This window comes from Pseudomonadota bacterium (assembly GCA_011049115.1).
Lineage (GTDB): Bacteria > Desulfobacterota > Anaeroferrophillalia > Anaeroferrophillales > Tharpellaceae > DSCM01.
The window spans coordinates 1-18,964 of the sequence record DSCM01000133.1; the positions used below are offsets into that span (position 1 = coordinate 1).

At 56.2% G+C, this 18,964-nt stretch carries 15 protein-coding genes, 1 tRNA gene and 1 pseudogene; 3 read left to right on the forward strand and 14 right to left on the reverse strand.

The features are described from left to right. The 7 genes from ENN66_11445 to hfq all read right to left on the reverse strand — a co-directional run. A partial coding sequence (locus ENN66_11445) for a hypothetical protein (protein HDS17197.1) occupies positions 1–691 on the reverse strand: 691 nt, incomplete at its 3' end. Between the two features lie 329 nt (positions 692–1,020). Continuing rightward, positions 1,021–4,206, reverse strand: coding sequence for an efflux RND transporter permease subunit (locus ENN66_11450; protein ID HDS17198.1), 3,186 nt, complete (start codon positions 4,204–4,206; stop codon positions 1,021–1,023). A 6-nt stretch (positions 4,207–4,212) separates the two neighbouring features. After that, positions 4,213–5,247 (reverse strand): efflux transporter periplasmic adaptor subunit, encoded by a 1,035-nt coding sequence (locus ENN66_11455; GenBank protein HDS17199.1) that lies wholly within the window; start codon positions 5,245–5,247, stop codon positions 4,213–4,215. Between the two features lie 32 nt (positions 5,248–5,279). Continuing rightward, positions 5,280–5,717 carry an NUDIX hydrolase gene (locus tag ENN66_11460; protein ID HDS17200.1) on the reverse strand — a complete coding sequence of 146 codons (438 nt, stop codon included), beginning with the start codon at positions 5,715–5,717 and terminating at the stop codon, positions 5,280–5,282. A 7-nt stretch (positions 5,718–5,724) separates the two neighbouring features. Continuing rightward, positions 5,725–8,406 carry a CBS domain-containing protein gene (locus tag ENN66_11465; protein HDS17201.1) on the reverse strand — a complete coding sequence of 894 codons (2,682 nt, stop codon included), beginning with the start codon at positions 8,404–8,406 and terminating at the stop codon, positions 5,725–5,727. Positions 8,407–8,411: 5 nt separating this feature from the next. Further along, entirely contained in the window at positions 8,412–9,332 is a 921-nt protein-coding gene (locus tag ENN66_11470; GenBank protein ID HDS17202.1) for a tyrosine recombinase, read from the reverse strand. Positions 9,333–9,337: 5 nt separating this feature from the next. Continuing rightward, on the reverse strand, positions 9,338–9,586 hold the full coding sequence (gene hfq, locus ENN66_11475) for an RNA chaperone Hfq (GenBank protein ID HDS17203.1): 249 nt from the start codon (positions 9,584–9,586) through the stop codon (positions 9,338–9,340). 438 nt (positions 9,587–10,024) lie between these two features. Here hfq and ENN66_11480 point away from each other — a divergent pair, with 438 nt between their 5' ends. After that, complete coding sequence (locus tag ENN66_11480; GenBank protein ID HDS17204.1) at positions 10,025–10,885, forward strand: MoxR family ATPase; 861 nt, start codon at positions 10,025–10,027, stop codon at positions 10,883–10,885. A gap of 112 nt (positions 10,886–10,997) precedes the next feature. Further along, positions 10,998–12,167: a VWA domain-containing protein gene (locus tag ENN66_11485; protein ID HDS17205.1), complete on the forward strand. Its 1,170-nt coding sequence runs from the start codon at positions 10,998–11,000 to the stop codon at positions 12,165–12,167. Here ENN66_11485 and ENN66_11490 read toward each other — a convergent pair. The 6 genes and pseudogenes from ENN66_11490 to ENN66_11515 form a co-directional block, all read right to left on the reverse strand. Beyond that, positions 12,164–12,919: an RNA methyltransferase gene (locus ENN66_11490; GenBank protein HDS17206.1), complete on the reverse strand. Its 756-nt coding sequence runs from the start codon at positions 12,917–12,919 to the stop codon at positions 12,164–12,166. The two genes, ENN66_11485 and ENN66_11490, sit on opposite strands and share 4 nt — an antisense overlap. Before the next feature lie 140 nt (positions 12,920–13,059). Beyond that, the gene (gene rlmB / locus ENN66_11495) at positions 13,060–13,842 is read right to left on the reverse strand and encodes a 23S rRNA (guanosine(2251)-2'-O)-methyltransferase RlmB (GenBank protein ID HDS17207.1); all 783 of its coding nucleotides are present in this window, start codon (positions 13,840–13,842) and stop codon (positions 13,060–13,062) included. A 5-nt stretch (positions 13,843–13,847) separates the two neighbouring features. Continuing rightward, the gene (locus ENN66_11500) at positions 13,848–14,513 is read right to left on the reverse strand and encodes a hypothetical protein (protein ID HDS17208.1); all 666 of its coding nucleotides are present in this window, start codon (positions 14,511–14,513) and stop codon (positions 13,848–13,850) included. A gap of 290 nt (positions 14,514–14,803) precedes the next feature. Further along, positions 14,804–16,196, reverse strand: a pseudogene (locus ENN66_11505) (phosphomannomutase). Positions 16,197–16,199: 3 nt separating this feature from the next. Further along, the gene (locus ENN66_11510; protein HDS17209.1) at positions 16,200–17,279 is read right to left on the reverse strand and encodes a GDP-L-fucose synthase; all 1,080 of its coding nucleotides are present in this window, start codon (positions 17,277–17,279) and stop codon (positions 16,200–16,202) included. Positions 17,280–17,590: 311 nt separating this feature from the next. Continuing rightward, positions 17,591–17,666: transfer RNA gene (locus ENN66_11515), tRNA-Phe, on the reverse strand. 77 nt (positions 17,667–17,743) lie between these two features. On the opposite strand from ENN66_11515, the gene ENN66_11520 reads away from it, so the two are divergent. Continuing rightward, positions 17,744–18,100 carry a hypothetical protein gene (locus ENN66_11520; protein ID HDS17210.1) on the forward strand — a complete coding sequence of 119 codons (357 nt, stop codon included), beginning with the start codon at positions 17,744–17,746 and terminating at the stop codon, positions 18,098–18,100. Positions 18,101–18,180: 80 nt separating this feature from the next. On the opposite strand, the gene ENN66_11525 is transcribed toward ENN66_11520, so the two are convergent. Beyond that, positions 18,181–18,957 (reverse strand): hydrogenase, encoded by a 777-nt coding sequence (locus ENN66_11525; GenBank protein ID HDS17211.1) that lies wholly within the window; start codon positions 18,955–18,957, stop codon positions 18,181–18,183. Positions 18,958–18,964: the final 7 nt, after the last annotated feature.

Genomic DNA, 18,964 nt, shown 5'->3' on the forward strand with positions numbered 1-18,964 from the left:
CCTGGGCCACCTGTTTATTCAGATCAGCCTCCGTATGTGCCAGCCGAGCCAAAGGCCATTCCGGATAGGCCCGGGTCGAATGCAGAAAAGGGAGATGGTTTTTGCCGCCGCCATGTTCATGCACCACCGCCAGTTTTCTCCTGACCAGCAGGCCTTCCTGGATCATGCGTTCCAGCACTCCCGTACGCACGACGCCAAACTGGACGCGGCCGGCAAGCACCTCGTAGACCGCCAGATCGTGGGAGTCTGTAAATTTCAGAGCGCGCAGATCACCCTCAATCGACAAGCCCTGCTCCTCCATTTCCCGGCGCAGGGCCAGCCAGGGCATCGAGTCTTCATTGGGGGCCGCCAGAGATGCGCCGCGCAAGGCCGCGAGCCGGTTCAGCTGCGGCTCTGCCGCCGAATGAAAAAGCACCCCGCCGAACTGGTCGCTGCGACGATCGCCCTCACTATGAATCATCGTCAGAATCCGGGAGACTCCGTATTTCGGCTCCAGATTGATATAAATCGCCGGGTTGGTGAGAATGAAATCGACCCGCCTTTCGGCAACGGCCGCCTCGATCCCATCAAAGGCCAGCCGGACCACGACAAAAGTAGTCCCGGCAAGACGCTCGTCGAGATATCGCGCCAGCGGCCGCCAGCACCGAATGGTCTCACTGGGGCTGCGGTAACAGAGCACTCCGAGAAACACAACCTAGCCGCGGAATCGGACTCTGATTCCGCCCTCGCTCCGACCGCCGACAAGAAAACCAGCAATCCCAGGCTCCAGACAAACCACGGTTTCAATTTTGATTTCACAGGCCTTTGACCTTTAAAAACTGAAGCTGTCATAAAAGATGATCTTGCGTCAAACCGACAAACCTTCAAACCCACATCATACCCTTCATGCGTTATCCGTACCTCACCAGCAAATATACCCGGCCTGGCTGAAAAAAAAACAAGCCGCCTCCCGGCCCAGCCCCAAGATCGACTGCCGCTTTACCGGCCCCGAAACGGTTTCATTGACAGCGGCAGCGGGTTTTAAATTTGCGGAAACGATCCCCCCGGCGCCGACAGCTTGCGCCCGCGCCGACGATCCTGCAAGGCCATCAGAAGATCCCACTCCAGCGGCACGATGAAAATCGTCAGAAAGGTTGCCGTGCACAGACCGGTGACAAAGGTCGAGGCCATGCTGCCCCAGACCAGCGAATAAGAAGGAAAACCGATGGCCATCGGTAGCAGGCCCAGGGTCGTGGTCAGAGTCGTCAGGAGAATCGGGCGCAAACGCAGCCGAATCCCTTCGGCGATCGCGGCGCGGCGGTCGCCGCTGCGTTGATAGGCGCGATTGATGAAATCGATCAGGACCAGGGAATCGTTGACCACCACCCCGGTAACCCCGACCACGGCAATAAAGCTGTTAACGGTAAAGAGCCCCTGGGTCAGAAATTTGCCGAACACCACCCCAATCAGGGCAAAAACCACCGCCGAAAGAATGATCAAAGGCTGCAGATAGGACTGAAACTGCAAGGCCAGAATCATGTAGATGGCCAGCACCGCGATGATAAAGGCGTAAGCCAAGGAGGTATAGGAACGTCTGGTGCTTTCAAATTCTCCGGCGAAATCAACCTCCGCCCCAGGGTAGTCTGCCGCGATTCGGTGATAATATTGTTTCACGATCTGAACCACGCTCGGCAGCGACAGGCGGCTGCGGCTATCGAGGTTGGCGGTCAGGGTTATTTCCCGACTGGAGTTGTAACGATTGAGATAACCCGGTTCCAGCGTGAACGAGACCGTCACCAGGTCTCCCAGGCGCAGACCGCCGCCGTCCGTCGCCAAAAAAGGTAGCCGCAGGGCGTCGCCCGGCTTTTCGAACTCGTCGGGATCGATTTTCAGTTTGAGATCAAGGTCTTCATCCCAGGCGCGAAACTTGCCCACATAACGGCCATCCAGGACCGCCCCCGCCAGGGCCGCCACCTGGGCTCGGCTCAAATCGTACTCGGCCGCCTTCTTCTGATCAACCTTGAGTCGATAAATCCGGCTCGGTTCCCCCTGATTACTGGAAAAATCCGTCAAGGCCGGCTGCAGTCGCGGGTCTCGCCGCAAAAAATCATCGAGCCTGGCAGCCAGTGCCTGCACCGCCTTTTCGTCGGTTCCGATCACCCGGACATTAACATCCTTGCCCGCCGGAGGACCTTCTTTTTCCGGTCTGACCCGCAACTGCCACCCGAGACCGGCCAGAGGGGCGACCAGCTGGCGCACATGTTCGAGAAACAGCATGGGATCATTACCGGGATTACCAGGGAAATCCTGCTCCGCCCGGGCCGGTAGAGTAACCGCCAGATGACCAACATTATTCCCCCAGACCGGCTGATAATCCTCATTGATGTAAAATCCGGCCTGCGCCATCACCGAGGCAGCCTGACCCGGACCGCCGCTCAGAATCAGACGACTCCCTTCCATCAGGCGTTGGTTGGTCTGCTCCAGAGTGGCGGCCTGCGGCCCCAGAAACTCGACATAGTACAGGGTGTAGTCGTCCGGGAAAAATTTAACTTTGATCAAGGGCACGATTCCGCTCATGGAAAGATAAAGAATCAGCATGGCGCCCGCGAATAAAACCCCGATTCCGGCCAGGGTGAGAAAACGAAAACGCAGCATCCAGGACAAAACCCAAACATTGAAACGTTTGAGCCAGACCATCATCCGGGGTTCACGCACTGCCGTTCCACCGTCGGCCTGCTCCAGCCCGGCGGCCCCCGGCCAATCGACAAAATGGCTCGGCAAAATCACCAGGCATTCAAACAGCGACGCCCCCAGCGCAAAGCTTACTGTCTTAGGAATGAAGGCAAAAAATTCGCCGGTCGAACCCTTCATGATCAGCATCGGCAAAAAGGCGGCCACCGTCGTCGCCGTGGCCGCGATTACCGGCCAGGCGACTTCTACGGTCCCATTGAGCGCCGCCAGGCGCAGATGTTCCCCCTCCTGCAGCCGCCGGTAAATATTCTCCAGCACGACAATAGCATCATCAACGATGATGCCGCTGACCAGGACAAAGGCGAAGATGGTGATTTTATTGAGTGAGTTGCCTGTAACGTACATGACGATCATGGTGCAGAGAAAAGAAAAGGGAATCCCGACCGTGGTCAAAAGGGCATTGCGCCAGCCCATAAAGAGCCAGACCACCAAGGTAACCAGAAGAATGCCACAGACCAGATTCAGACCCAGGGTGTTAATCGAGTCATCCAGATGGATCCGCTGATCATGGGTCAGAACCACTTCGACCCCCTCCTTTTCCAGACGCTCGGCAAAACGAGCCACCACCTTTTCCACCTCGGCGACGATTTTCAGAGCATTGCCGCGATCGTTCTTGACGACCTTCAGACCGACACTGGGACGCCCATTCACCGAGGAAAGATAAAGGGGATCCCGATAGGCGAACCGGGCCTGGCTGAGCACCTCGGCCAAGGTCACAAAGGAACCGTCACCGTCCCGTCGCAGGATAATTTCCGCGGCGTCTTCGGGACCACGGAAAAGCTCGTCGACGACCACGACAAATTCGCCGTCACGATTCTCGTAATCACCGGCCGGAAGGGATAAATTGGCGGCCTGCAGGGCTCGAGCGACATCCTCGAAAGTCAGTCCCAGCTTCTCGAGCCGCACCGGATCGATCAGAAGATGAAATTCCCGCACAAGTTCGCCGGTAAGTTCGACATTTTCGACCCCGGCGATTTTTTTGAGAAAGAGCTTCATTTCCTCGGCCATCAGGCTCAGGGCGTGGTTGTCGCGTTCTCCGACCAGGTTCACGCTCACCACCGGCAGCCAGTAACTGACATCAACCTCCTGAAACTCCGGCGGCTCGATTCCGGCGGGCAAATCCGGCAGCGCGCCGAGCACCCGCAGCCTCAATTCTTTATAAAGATTGTCATAATCCGTATCATCGATAAATTTGACAATCATGCTGGAACGCCCACGATAGGAGGTCGACTTAATAAATTCAACCTCTTCGAGATCGTCCAGGGCGTCCTCCAGCGCCCGGGTCACCAGGGCTTCGACATCCTGGGGCGAAGCTCCGGGCAAAAAGGTGGTGATCATCACCTTGCCCATGTTGACATTGGGATAACGCTCCACCGGCAACTCGAGCAAGGCTACACCGCCGATCACCATCAGAAAAAGAAACAGCAGACTGATCAGAACCTTCTGTTCAAGGAAAAATTTTACCAAAAAACGCATCGAGCCTCACTCTTTAACCGATGACGAAAGCGACGGAGCAATATAACGAAAAAGCTCGCCGGCCTTAAGCCGCTCTCCGACAATCTGAACATAACCATCCAGGCCCACCCCCACCTTGATTACCCGAACCTCGACGCCATCGTCGCGAACCAACCAGGTCGCCCCATACCGTTCAAACAGGGCCCCGGCCGGAACCTCGACCACGCCTCCGGCTTCCGGCAGGGTCAAAAGCAATTCGAGAACAATGCCGCCGCGCCGATCTTCCAGACCTTCACTGACTTCAAGTTCAATCTCGATTTTACGGGTGGAGGCGGAAAAGGCCGGCGAGACCCGAAAGAGCCGCGCCGGAATTGCAACCGGGTTATCACCCCCCGTCGACAAAGACAAGGTGCCGGCGGCCAGTTCCTGTTCCAGCCGACGAAACTGTTCCATGGTCAGGGAAAAAGGCACCACCAGACCACGATAATCTCCGGCCAGCCCAACGATTTGACCGGGCACCAGCCATTCTCCCGGCTCCAGCCGACGTTCAATCAGACGCCAGCCGGGCGGGGCCATTATGCGGCAACGCCGCCGCCGTTCCTGTAAGATCTCGGCCTTGACCTTAAGCTCGGCCAGGCCCAGACGGGCCTGATCAAACTGCTGTTCATACTCCTGCACCCGGGCCTCGGCCACCGCCTGCCCGCCGCTCAAACTGCGAAAACGCTGCAACTCCCGCTGCCAGTAGGCCATTTGATTGGCCAGCCGCTCACAGGCGGCCTGATTGGCTTGCAGTTCCAGATCAAGAAAGGTCGTGTCCAGGGTCGCGTAGCTGCCCGCAGCCGGAATCAGGTCACCGACATCCGCGTTGACCTCCAGGCAGCGACCGCTTTCTTCGGCAACCAAGTGCTGCTGCCGCCGGGCTCTGGTATAACCGCGCAGAACCGTGGTTTGTAAAGCCGGGCGCGCTCGAACCAGAGAAAATTCCTCGGCCGGCGCCGACCCGCCAGTGAACGTCAGCTGAAAAAAACATGATAAAGACAACATCAAGAATAATTTACGCATGCTCAACTCTCGCGATAAAGCATCGCTAACTTTTAAAATATTCTGCTGAAATAGTCCGCCAGGATTTGCCGGTGGTCGAAAGCTATCCGTTCCGGAAGATGACCGGGAGAAAACACCGCCGCCGCAACGGCATCATCTCCGGCCTGAAGCCGGCCGCGACCCTGAGCCGTGAAAACGGTTGCAATGGTATGCTGGCGAGGGTCGCGGCCGGGTTCAGAATAGGTATGGAACTGCCCGGTCAACTCGACCAGCAGACCCGTCTCCTCCAGCGCTTCCCGCCGGGCCGCGGCCTCCAGGCTTTCGCCGTAATCCACGAAACCGCCGGGCAGGGCCCAGCCTGGCGGGGGGTTACGGCGCTCGATCAAAACAATTCCCCCCTGATAGGAAATCAGCAGATCAACCGTCGGCACCGGATTGCGGTAACGAAACAGCTCTTGCTTACAACTCGGGCAATGGTAGGCTTCGCGCATTTTCGAGCTATCCTTTCGGTAAAGTTTTTTCTTCCCGCCGCAAGCGTTCGACTAGAGCCAGTTCCTCGGCCGGGCCGTGAACCTCACCGTCAAGCCGGGCTTCCCGGACCCGGTCCAGAATGACCTTGAAACGCGGCCCCGGGGTCAGGCCCGCGGCGATCAGATCATGACCGTTGATGTCAAGTTCAACAAACTGCAGATGGGTAATAAAATTAGAAATCGCTTTCTTGGCCTTTTCGTTCTGATGGCCGGCCATGACATACAGCAGGACCTCCAGAGGCTGTCCCAGCAACAGAGCGTAGACCTCGGAATTACTAAAGCCGCGCGGCCGTCGACAGCGCTGGTCCAACTCGACGGCGGTTTCAATGCCACGCTGCCGGTCAGTGATGAAACGCCGGCCGGCATTGGCATCGAAACCCAGGCGCTGGGCGCAATAGATCGCCTCAGCCTGTCCCAAGCCATCCATAAAACAGAGGAAATAAAGTTTCCAGGCCTCCAGTTTCTCCTTCAAATAAAGATATTCATACCAGTTAACCACCTCACGGGCCGCCTGGAAAAGTTCATCACGCCGGTCGATCTTAAGGTTCTTAAGTTCAGGGAAAACTTCCCGCCAGAGATTCAGGCGACCGATTCGGGCAAAAATCGGGAGGGGATCCGGTTCAGCGCAGATCAGCTTCAGTTCATGCAGAATCCGCGCGCCGGAAAGCCGCCGGACAAAACCGACCTTAACCGCATTTCTGATCAGATGCAAGGTCTGACGTCCGATACTGAAGGCAAATTCATGTTCAAAACGAACCGCGCGGAAAATCCGGGTGGGGTCTTCGACGAAACTCAGATTATGTAAAACCCTGATACTGCGTTCCTTAAGATCACGCCCGGCACCAAAATAATCACGCATCTCGCCATAGCTGGCGCGGTTCAAGGAAACCACCAGGGTATTGATTGTAAAATCGCGCCGGTAAAGATCAACCTTCAAGGAACTCTTTTCAACCTTGGGCAGGGTCGCGGGAGCGTCATAATATTCCATGCGGGTACTGGCGATATCTAGTTTATAACCCTCTGCAGTCATAATTACCGCCGTGCGAAAAGGCTCATGTCCATGGCAGCGGCCGGAATACTTCCGGCAGTAGGCCTGGGCCAGGGCGATGCCATCGCCTTCAACCACGATATCGAGATCGAGATTGGGCCGCCGCAGAAGAAGATCGCGCACCACCCCGCCGACCAGAAAGATATTAAGCTGGAGCTCGTCGGCAAGGCTTCCGAGGCGGGACAGAATCGACAACAGCGCGGCCGGAAAACTTTCCTGCAGCAACCCCTTGACATTCTTCCGGCGAAGTTTGCGCACCGCCTCAGGCTCCCCGGCAAAAAAACCGCCACGGTCTTCTTCCTGATCATACAAGGCCCGCAACAGGTCCTTGCGGGTAATCGCTCCGATAATTCTGAGCTGCCCATCGACCACCGGCAGAAAACGCTGATTACGTTCAATAATCAGCTCCTTAATTCGATTAAGATCATCTCCCGGAGCGATGGGTTCGTAATCGGTGGTCATATACTCACTGACCGCGAGCTGCTGTAAACCATGATACAGGGCCTTTTCCACCACCTGACGGGAAATAATTCCGGCCAGCCGGGTACTTTTTTCATCGATCACCGGCAGAACATTGATATTGTAGCGGGTCAGCAACGATGCGGCTTCAGCCAGCGGGGTGGCTAATTTAATTGATAACACCGGCGCAGTCATCAGATCGGCGGCGGTCAGCGGAGGCACCACCTCCACCTGCAAAAGCTCGATAAGTTTTTCGCGGCACTGAATCAAGGTCTGCTCACGGGTCACGGCGGACGCCGCCGAATGGTGACCGCCGCCCCCGAAATGACTTAACAGACGCCCCATGTCCAGAGCCGGGCTGCGGCTGCGACCAATCAGATAAACCTTGTCATCCAGCCGTAACAGGGCGATCACCACCTCCAGTCGTTCAATCTCTCTCAGCCGGTGAATAACCATGGCGACATCGGCCACGTAATGATCCCGCCAGGCTTCGACCAGCACCACTTTCAGACCACGAGGATAGAGGGTTTTCCGGGAGAGAAGCAGATCGTTGAGCAGAGAAACCTGTTCCCGGTCCAGGGGACTGTTGACAACCTCGGCCACGGTTTCGAGGTCCCCCCCCTGTTCCAGCAACCAGGCGGCCGCGGCGAAATCGCGGGTCGTCGTATCACGAAAGGTCAGGGAACCGGTGTCTTTATAAAGACCGATCATCATGACCGTCGCCTCGTCGGCCGGAAGCCGAATACCCTGTTGCCGTAATTTTTCAACCATCAGGGTGACCACCGCGCCAACCTCGGCCAGCTCCAGGCGGGCCGGGTTTTCAAGGTCGTCGGAGCTCGCGGGATGATGATCAAAAACCACCACCTCAACCCCAGGCCGGGCCGCGACCTCGGCAAAAGCCCCGATCCGGCCTTTTTGGCGGGTATCGACCACGATCAGTTTGCCGATCTGAGCCGGATCGATATCCTTGAGTTTTTTAAAGGGATAGGCGTAACCGCAGGAATTGAGAAAAAAATCATGCAGACTGCGCTCGGGACTGCCGGACAGGACCATCACGGCTTCAGGAAAGAGATGCCGCGCGGCCAGCATGGCGGCCAGACCGTCAAAATCGGTATTGATATGGGATGTGATCACGGTAAGCAAACTTTTTACCCTTCAGCCCGGGGATGATAGCGCCGATAGACCTCCTTGAGACGCTCGGCATCAACCTGAGTATAAATCTGGGTGGTGGAGAGATCGGCATGCCCCAGCAGAGTCTGGACAACCCTGAGATCGGCTCCGCCGGAAAGCAGATGGGTCGCGAAGGAATGGCGCAGCAAATGTGGATAAACCTTCTGACGAATGCCGGCTTTACGGGCATAGCGGCGAATATTTTTCCAGAAACCTTCACGACTCAGGGGCCGCCCTGAACGATTGAGAAAAACATAGGGTGAAAGCATGCCTTTAATCAGTTTTTCCCGGCCCTTATCGAGATAGACACGCAGACTGGCGATAATCGGTTGCGGTAAGGGCACGATCCGTTCCTTGTCGCCCTTGCCCAGAATCGTCAGAAAACCGAGATTGAAATTAACCTGTTGCAACTCAAGAGCCACCAGTTCACTAACCCGCAGCCCGGCCCCGTAAAGCACCTCCAGCATCAGGCGGTCACGCTGCCCCAGAACCGTCGCTGAATCCGGGGCCGCCAGCAGCTTTTTGATCTCGACGACGCTCAGCACCTCGGGCAAATGCCGATCAATCGCAGGCAGGCTGAATCCGGCCAGCAGTTGCCGCGAAATCTCACCCCGGACCAGAAGAAAACGAAAAAATGAATTCAGCGCCGAGAAACGTCGGCGAATCGTCCGTCGGGCATACGTCTGTCTGAGCAGGACCAGATATTCACTGATCTGGTAAGCGGACAGGTCCGCGACCGACGGAGCCGCGATCGACCCCAGATAAAGTCCGAAATGCTCCAGATCAACCCGGTAGGCGGCAATCGTCGGCGCCGCTAGGCCTCTTTCAAAAGCGATATGATCGAGAAATTTTTCGATTTGTTCGCGGTAAACCGATACCGCCTCGCTCTCCGCTGTCATGTCCGTCAATGTTTCTCCTCCCCAAAATCCCGCATGGCCGGAGCATCCTGCTCTGTCGGAGTCAGCATGGCGACCGCATGTTTGTAGATGAGATGGCTTGTGAAATCGTCATTTAAAATCAGACAATGGCCGTCAAAGCTGCTGATCCTTCCCTCACGGGCAGTGCCGTTTAAAAGTTCAATACTGACCCGGCATTTTTCGCGCCGCAGCCGGTTCAAAAACTGTTCCTGGACGTTTGCCTGATGTCGCGTCATGGTTCCCTCACTCGTCCGCAAAGGTAAGCGGAGGTTTATCTCCGTAAGTTTCAGTGCGACTATCTAACACTGTGCTCGGCGTTTTAGCAAATAATTTAGTAACGGTTCCGCCATTTTTCCGTGTCGATGGTTCAGATGGTGTTCCGCAACGCCTCGCAAAATTTCGTTGTTGAAGGTTACGTGATTCATACCTATTTTAAAAAACGACAGTGACATTTTCAGCTGAAAATGTTAAATCAACCAGATCCCTCGGATTCGCGCCCCTGCGGGGGGCAAACCCCGTAGCCCCGGATCGAAGATTAGGGCCCAAAGCTGAAGGCTCTCCCGAGAATCGCAGCAAAGTACTCGCACCAGATCATGGCCCGTTTTTTTTAAACCGAAAATGACTTGTGAGTCGTCAATCAACTTCTAAACCTTACAGGGACCAGAGAAAAGCTCATGCAAGATTTCAACCGTTATTCCGGAACCAGCGACTACATTGTCTCCGAAGACCTGCAAAATGATGTCAATGTGGCGATCGCCCTCGGCCGCCCGCTGCTGATCAAGGGCGAGCCCGGCACCGGGAAAACCCTGCTGGCGCAAAGCGTGGCCCGCGACCTGAAGCGCAACTTGTTGATCTGGAACATCAAATCGACGACCAAGGCCCAGGACGGTCTCTATCTCTATGATACCGTCCAGCGGCTTAACGATTCCCGTTTCGGCGGCAACGATGTTTCCAACATCGAAAACTATATCAAACTCGGCCGTCTGGGCGAGGCTTTTGCCGCGGATGAACCAGTAGTCGTACTGATCGATGAGATCGACAAGGCCGATATCGAGTTTCCCAACGACCTGCTGGCCGAACTCGACGAGATGCGTTTTTATATTCCGGAAACCAAAAAAACCATCGCTGCCCGGCAGCGACCGGCAATCATCATCACCAGCAATTCGGAAAAAGAGTTGCCCGATGCCTTTCTGCGGCGTTGCGTTTTTCACTATATAGAATTTCCGCAGCCGGAATTGATGAGCCGCATCGTCCGCGTTCATTTTCCCGATCTTGAGCAACAACTCATCGAGGAGGCGATGGCGGCCTTCTACCAGCTGCGCGGACTTGAGGGCCTGCGCAAAAAACCCTCGACCAGCGAACTGATCGACTGGCTTAAGGCCCTGCTGGCGGCCGGTCTCGGCGGCAAGACCGACCTACAGAAGGAGCTCCCCTTTCTCGGAGCCCTGCTTAAAAACGAGAATGATTACGAGGTCGCCGCCAGACAACGCAGCGCCTACCAGCGACGCGGCGCCCTGGCCTCCTTGCGGCGCTGAAATCCGTCTCGACCAGCGCCCTACCATCATTCGGCCGGGCTTTGAGCCCGGATAAAACCCATCCTTTTTCAAGGGCAGGTGGACAGCGTCCGCCGCGCACCAGTGACACAGCATGTTTACCGGTTTCTTTTTTTGCCTTCGAGCCCACAAAATCATGGTCACCCCGACGGAATGGCTGGCTCTGATGGAAGCCTTAAGCCGGGGTTTCGCCGGCTGCAGTCTGGTTTCATTTTACCACCTGAGCCGGGCCCTGCTGGTCAAAAGCGAAGCCCTGTTCGACCATTTCGATCTGGCTTTTCGCGAATTTTTCACCGGCCTCGAAGTTCCTCAGGAAATTTTTGCAGAACTCTGGCAATGGCTGGGGCAGGAAAATCTGAAACGAAAGCTTGCCCCCGACGCGCTCAAGGACCTGCCCCAATACAACTGGGAAACCGTTAAAAAGATGTTTGCCGAGCGGCTTCAGGAACAAAAGGAGGAACATCACGGTGGTAACCGCTGGATCGGCACCGGCGGCACTTCACCTTTCGGCCACGGCGGCTATCATCCCGGAGGGTTGCGGGTAGGAGGCGAAGCCGGCGGCGGCATGGCCATTAAAATTGCGGCCGAAAGACGTTTTCAGGGTTACCGCCGCGACGTCACCCTGGATATTCGCCAGATCAAGGTCGCCTTAAAGAAACTTCGTCACTTGCGCCGCACCGGCAACCGCTTTGAACTTGACGTGGATAAAACCATCGACCGGGCCTGCCGCAACGCCGGCGAGATTGATCTGGTCTTCAGCCCGGAGCACAAAAACGATGTCAAGCTCCTTTTGCTGATGGATGCCGGAGGTTCGATGTATCCTTACGCCAAGCTGGTGGACCGGCTCTTTTCGGCCGCCAACTCGGTCAACCATTTCGCCGAACTCAATCATTATTATTTCCATAATTCGATCTACGATTATCTCCGTCCTGAAATCGACAGCCGGGAACGGGTGCCGACCGCACACGTGCTCAAAGAGTTGAACCCCGATCACAAGGTTATTCTCGTCGGCGACGCCAGCATGGCTCCGTTTGAACTGTTCATGGAAAACGGAATTATCGACTATTACGACAGCAATCAGACGGCAGGGATTGTCTGGTTTGAAAGGATCGCGGCCCATTTTCGCCGCTGCGTCTGGCTCAACCCGATACCGCAACGCTACTGGGGCCATCCGACGATCAGCGCCATCGGCCGGGTTTTCCCGATGTTTCACCTCTCGCTGGAGGGGCTGGATGAAGCGATTCAGAAACTGACGGCTTTCTAAAGACCAGCTCCGCGCCGCAGCAGATTATCGATTAGGCTCATCAAACCGCGGATAATCCGCACTTCACGGCTGGTCATTGCCGCCCGTCCGAAAAGCCGGCGCAGATATTCAAGTAAATGATCGGGATTACTGCGATCAAGAAAACCGGCAGCACTTAAAGTCCGACGCAGATGCGCGTACATCCCCTGCAATTCAGTATGCGCCGCCAGAGCGGCAACTGCGGACTCCGATCTTCCTGGCTGAGCTTCGAGGCGACTGAGCTCGTAACCGTACAGAAGTACGGATTGCGCCAGGTTGAGTGAGGAAAATTCCGGATTGACCGGAATCGAAGAAAGCATATGACTGTGGCGGCGCTGTTCGCGGCCCAGACCGAAATCCTCCCGGCCAAACATGATGGCCACCGGCACTCGGGTCCCGAGTTCAGCAATCTTACCCGCCGTCTGCGCCGGAGTGAACACCGGACGACAATATTTGCCGAGGCGGGCGGTGGTCCCGACCACCAGTTTAAAACCGGCCAGGGCTTCTTCCAGATTATTAAAAACCCGGGCTGCTTCCAGGATGTCATCCGCTCCGCAGGAAAGCGCCCGAGACTTGTCGGACAGCGGGTCACAGCTCGGTGCCACCAGAAACAAACGCCCAAGATTGAAATTTTTCATGGCCCGGGCCACAGCCCCGACATTTAAATCAAGTTTCGGTTCGACCAGGACAACGGCCAGCTCCGGCCAGAAATTTTTCACGAGAAAATCAGACATGGCAGACCTGGCGACGATTTTTGCCCCCTGAGCGTTCAGGGCCGGCGAAATAATTTTGCCGCGCCAGAGGCAGGAACAGAAAGATCTCGCCGTCAGCGACGGGAAAACAACCACCAGGCAACCCTTTCACGGCCGAAAACTCAGCTCGAAAAGGGCTCATTTTTAATCCGGCGGCAGCGCTTGATTTCAAACAGGGCGACTGCCGCAGCCACCCCGACATTAAGTGATTCACTCTCCCGGGACAACGGAATGGAGACTTGAAAATCGCAGGCCCGGTTAATGATCGGCCGCAGACCCTTGTCCTCCGAACCCAGCACCAGAACCAGCGAGGCCGCCCAGTCGACGGCATAAAGGTCGTCGCCGCCGGAAGCGGCGGCGCCATAGATCCAGAAACCAGCCGCTCGGCATTGCTGCAGGGCGTCGGCCAGATTAACCACGCGACAAATGGGCAGTTTTTCCAGGGCTCCGGCCGCCGTCTTGGCGGCCGCCGGGGTTATCGCGGCGCTGCGGCGCTCGGGCAGCAGCAAACCGGCGACTCCGGCGGCGACCGCGGTCCGAATGATAGCGCCGAGATTACGCGGGTCGGTTACCCCGTCCAGCGCCAGCAACAAAGCCCCCGATGGCGCTTGCGCGCAGGTTCTGAGCAGCTCGACCAGCGGCGTGAAAACAAACGGCGCCACCTGGGCCGCGACCCCTTGATGCCTGATTCCGCTCGCGAGGCGATCCAGAGCCTTTCCCGGAACTATCTTAACGCTGATGCCCTGATCACGGGCGCGTTCCCCAAGGTCCTTCAGCCGGCGGCCTCCTGTATCCAGCAGATACAGGGTCAAAATCCGCGATGACCGAGCCAGAAGTTCAGTTACGGCATTGATGCCGCAAACTAGATCTTGACCACCATCCGCCTTCGAGATAGCTGAAGCCATGAAGATCAATGGCCAAAGATTCGAAAGTTAATAATTTTCGACCACCCCGATTCGGTTTCAACCCCGGCTTCCGGCGCCACGATACAGGCTGTGCCGGATGAGGGGGCGGCGGTCAAAACCTTTGCCGGGGTGGACGGAGTCGACGAGGCGATCGGCAAAGACATGATCATTCGCGATTGCGGGCAAGCCTGAGGACAGGGCGGGCAAAGCAGCCGGCTGGACTGAAAATTTCGCGGTGCACTCCCGGCAATTTCCTCTTCCAGTTTTTTCTGTTCGGCCCCCAGGGATTCGACCAAACCATCAACCACAGCTCGCAAATCCTGGTTGTCATTCAGTAAATCCTGCAAATCAAGCAGGTTCCTGACCGACGCGCCGATCTTCTGCACGCGCCGCTTCAGCCCCCAAACCACCATTTCATCCTCCAGGGCCAGCAATCTTGTACCGGTTTCCGCCTCCGCCGCCTCCAGGGAGACAATTTTACGATTAACCTCAACCAGCTGTTTGCGAAGTTTCTGATAATCAAGAAAACCCAGCCCGGAGGCTACAACCAGCAGAAGAAAAACCGCTGTCGACACAAAAAGAAAGAGACCACCTTTCTTCTTCTGCACGCCGCCATGATTTGCGACCACGGAGGCACCACCCAATTCTTTTTCGTTTTTTTCTTCCGTCACATTCAATCTCCTGGAAATCGTTTACAGTCTCAGAACCTTCGGTTTAAATTCCGGCCTTTCGGCAAAAAAGATGGCGATGAAAGCTGAATATAACCTTTCCCGGCGGCAGGGTCAAGCTTCAGGAGGCGACCGGCTCAAGCAAAGGATATATAAATCTTTTTCTCCGATTCGTGTTTTCGTGTCGGGCGCGGGCGCTCTTTTATTTCACATCAGTTAAGGTTCTCGGTCATGTCCATGGCGGGGACAAAAACCGGCGCCCGGGTCTGGCTTTCAACCACTTCAAGCGCCGGTCAGGATTCGCCACCCGGGCCTTTTTCCTCCCGCAGCAAGGCCAGAATCGTCGCGGTCCGTTCCTCCAGCAGAGCCTGATTTCCCCGGCTCTCGACATTAAGGCGCAACAAAAACTCGGTATTGGAGGAACGCAGGTTAAAACGCCAGTCGGCAAATTCCAGGGTCAGACCGTCGACGCAAAAACTGCGCAGCACCTTTTCCCGCTCCCGGAAATACTTTTCAACCCTGGCGATTGCCGCCGCGGGATCGGCCGGAGAGCAGTTGATCTCGCCGCTGACCGGATAGAGCCTGATTCTTTCATCCACCAACTCAGACAGTCGCCGCCCGCTGCGAGAAAGCAGCTCCAGGACCAGCAACCAGGGAATCATGCCCGAGTCACAATAGGAAAATTCCCTGAAATAGTGGTGGGCGCTCATCTCTCCGCCATAAAGGGCGTCAAGTTCGCGCATGCGCTCCTTGATGAAAGCATGACCGGTTCGAGAAACCACGGCCTCGCCCCGCGACTTGCCGACCAGATCAATCGTATTCCAGGTCAGACGCGGGTCGTAAATGATTTTGGCGCCGGGATGCTGCTGCAGACGAAGCTGAGCCAGCAGACCAACGAGATAATAACCCTCAAGAAAACGACCCGTCTCATCAAAGAAAAAACAGCGGTCAAAATCACCATCCCAGGCCAGACCGATATCAGCCCCCGCTCTGATCACCGCCTGACTCGTCAGGGAACGATTTTCCGGCAGCAGAGGATTGGGAATACCCTGCGGAAAAGTTCCGTCCGGCTCATTGAGCAGCTTGATAAAGGTAAAAGGCAGACGGCGTTCAAGCAGGTCCAGGACCGGCCCGGCGCAGCCGTTACCTGCATTGACGACGACTTTCAGGGGGGCTAAGCCGGGACAGATCGATATAACTAAGCAGATGCTCAATATAGTCATCGCGAAAAGTCAGGGACCGGCGTTGCGCCGCCCGTGCCGCCCGCGCGGGAAAGTCCCCCCCCGCAACCAGTTCTCGAAGTTGAGGCAAACCGAAATCTCCATGTAAAGGGCGAGCTTGCGCGCAAACCAGTTTCATTCCGTTATAATCAGCAGGATTATGACTGGCGGTGACCATGATACCACCGTCAAGCCGATAATGGAAAGTCGCGAAATAAACCTCTTCGGTGCCGCAAAGACCGAGCTCCAGGACCTCGACTCCGCCCTCGCTGAGCCCCCGGGCCAGCGCCTCGGCCAGAGCCGGACTGGAAAGTCGCACATCCCGACCAACAGCAACCCGGACCGGTTTAAAGAATGCGGCGTAAGCCCGCCCCAGACGCCAGGCCAGTTCCTCGTTAAGCTCGTCCGGAACCCGCCCGCGAATATCATAAGCCTTGAAACAGGCCGTAGAGATGGTTTCAGTCATCAGTCAAGTTCCTTTAAGATAACTCGCGTAGGCCGCATGAATCCCTTCCTTAAGTGTAAACCGCGGCCGCCAGCCGAAACCATGCAGACGACTGGAATCCAGCAACTTGCGCGGCATGCCGTCCGGATGGGTGGCGTCAAAAACAATCCCCCCGGTATAACCGACGATTTCCCGAACAATTTCCGCCAGTTCGCGAATAGAATGCTCAACCCCACTGCCGATGTTAAGCAGTTCTCGTGCTTCATACTCGTTCATCACAAAGAGCAGGGCCGAGGCCAGATCATCAACATATAAAAATTCCCGCCGCGGCTGCCCGCTACCCCAGAGCTCGACCGCCGTCGTCTTGGCAAGCGGCGCGTTGCCGACGGCGTCCCCCTCTCGAAAAGGGAGCCTGCGCCCATGCGCCGCGGCGATGCGCCGCAGATTGGCATAGAAAGCATCGGGAATCACCCCATATCGCCTTTCATCCGCCGCCAGGGCTGCGGCATTGCCGGCCGCCGCCAACTTCGCAAGATGAAACTTACGGATCAGGGCCGGTAAAACATGGGAACTCAAAAGATCGTAATTATCGTTGGGACCATACAGATTGGTCGGCATCACGGGGACGAAATTGGTTCCGTACTGCTGGTTAAAAGAGTTGCACATCTCTATGCCGGCAATCTTGGCGACCGCATAGGCGGAATTGGTCGGTTCCAGAGGACCGTTGAGCAGATATTCCTCTCGGATCGGCTGGGCCGCCAGACGCGGATAAATACAGGAGCTGCCCAAAAAAATCAGTTTTTTGACCTGGTTGAGCGCCGCCGCCCGCAGCACATTGGTCTGAATCATCAGATTTTCGTAGATGAAATCAGCCGACTGGGTCAGGTTGGCATAGATTCCACCCACCTTGGCCGCGGCCAGAAAAACATAATCGGGTTTTTCCCGGGCGAAAAAAGTCTCCACCGCCGGCTGCCGGGTCAGGTCGAGCTCAGTCCGGGAAGGCAGCAGAAGGTTGTCGTAGCCCTCCCGCCGCAGGCCCGCGACCAGAGCCGAGCCCACCAGACCGCGATGTCCGGCGACATAGATCTTATCGTTTTTTTGCATCTTTCAATCCTCGATTTAAACTTCGCCGACAACCCTTGGCCCAGCAGGAAAGAAACCGGCTCCCCGATAAAAACCGACAGGCCTAAAACAAAGGCCAGGCAAAAGGGCCTAAACCAAGGTTATTAACCTATTGCGGCGCTGCAGACAAGTAAGAAATGATAAAAACAACAGAACAAATCCCCACGCGAAAATTTTTCGAGCAAGAAAAAGTTCTCTGGATTTACGGCCGCTACCCTGCTATACTCAAAACTTAGGGAACAAAAAAAAGGCGCCCCATCAACCAGGATGGAAACGCCTTTAATTTGAATTGCTGGTGCCGGGGGACGGAATTGAACCGCCGACACGGGGATTTTCAGTCCCCTGCTCTACCGACTGAGCTACCCCGGCTGACCAAGCGAGCGCCTAGATAGCTCAAAGAGCCGGTCTTTGTCAAGCGTATTTTTTAATCTGTGGGAGATATTTTCATGGTCAGCCGTCTTGATGCGTCCCTGAACGCCGTCCACAACCATCTTCAACGTCTGCAGACCAGCACGACCAACATTGCCAATCTCAATACCGACGGCTATCAAAGCCTGCGACTGACCATCAACGAGGGTCCGACCGGGACAACGACCACGACCCTCAGTACCGAGACCACTCCCGGCCCCTTACGCCAGGAATTAAACCAGGATGGCGGCATGGTTGAAACCCCAGGCTCCAATGTCGACCTGGCCGGAGAATATGTCAAGATCATGACCTCGACCCAAGCCGTCAAAGCCAATCTCAAGGCCGCCGCAACCGTCAGCGAGCTTCTGGGTGAGGTTATCGACACCCTGGCCTGAACCGCGAACGCACGACAAGCAGACCGCCGAAACCTTTAGTGATTATCGATTATCCGCCCGCCTGGGTTTAAACCCGCCGGCTATTTTTTTTGCCGGCCCTTGATTCTGCCGACCAGTCGCAACAGACCGTCCAGAATCGTCAGTGGATGCGGCGGACAGCCGGGAATATACAGATCAACCGGCAAGAGGAAACCGGCGCCGTCATTAACCTGCTCATGCCCCCGGTAAGGCCCCCCACCAATCGCGCAGGCCCCGACCACAATCACGATTTTCGGCTCCGGCACCGCCTCCCAGGTTTTTTTCAGGGCCAGTTCCATGTTTTTCGTAACGGGGCCGGTAATCAGAAGGCCGTCGGCATGCCGGGGAGAGGCCACGAACTGAATCCCAAAACGCCCCAAATCCCAACCGATCGTACATAACACGTTCACATCCGCTTCGCAGGCGTTACAACCACCCGCACTGACCTGGCGCAGTTTCAGGGAGCGGCCGAAAAGCTTTTTCAGACGCCGATCCAGCTCGGTCGCCAACCGGATTTCCATCTGTTCAGCCGTGACCTGCAAATCCTCGCGCCGACGAACCGCGAGTCGGTAATCCTCGGAAAAAGAGATGGCTTCCCGAGGACAGGCCGTCATGCAATCGGTGCAGAAAAGACATTTGCCCATATCCAGGCTTTTGTTTTCGACGTCGATCGCTCCCACCGGACAAACCTCCGCACAAATCCGACAGCCGGCCTCACATTTATCCAGGGCAAACAATAGGCGTCCGCGAAAATGCGGCGGCAGCAGCGGAGGCTTCCCTTCCGGAAACTTGATGGTACGATAGCCCTGTTTGAAACGGGAGACGAATTCCTGATACATGTTTATA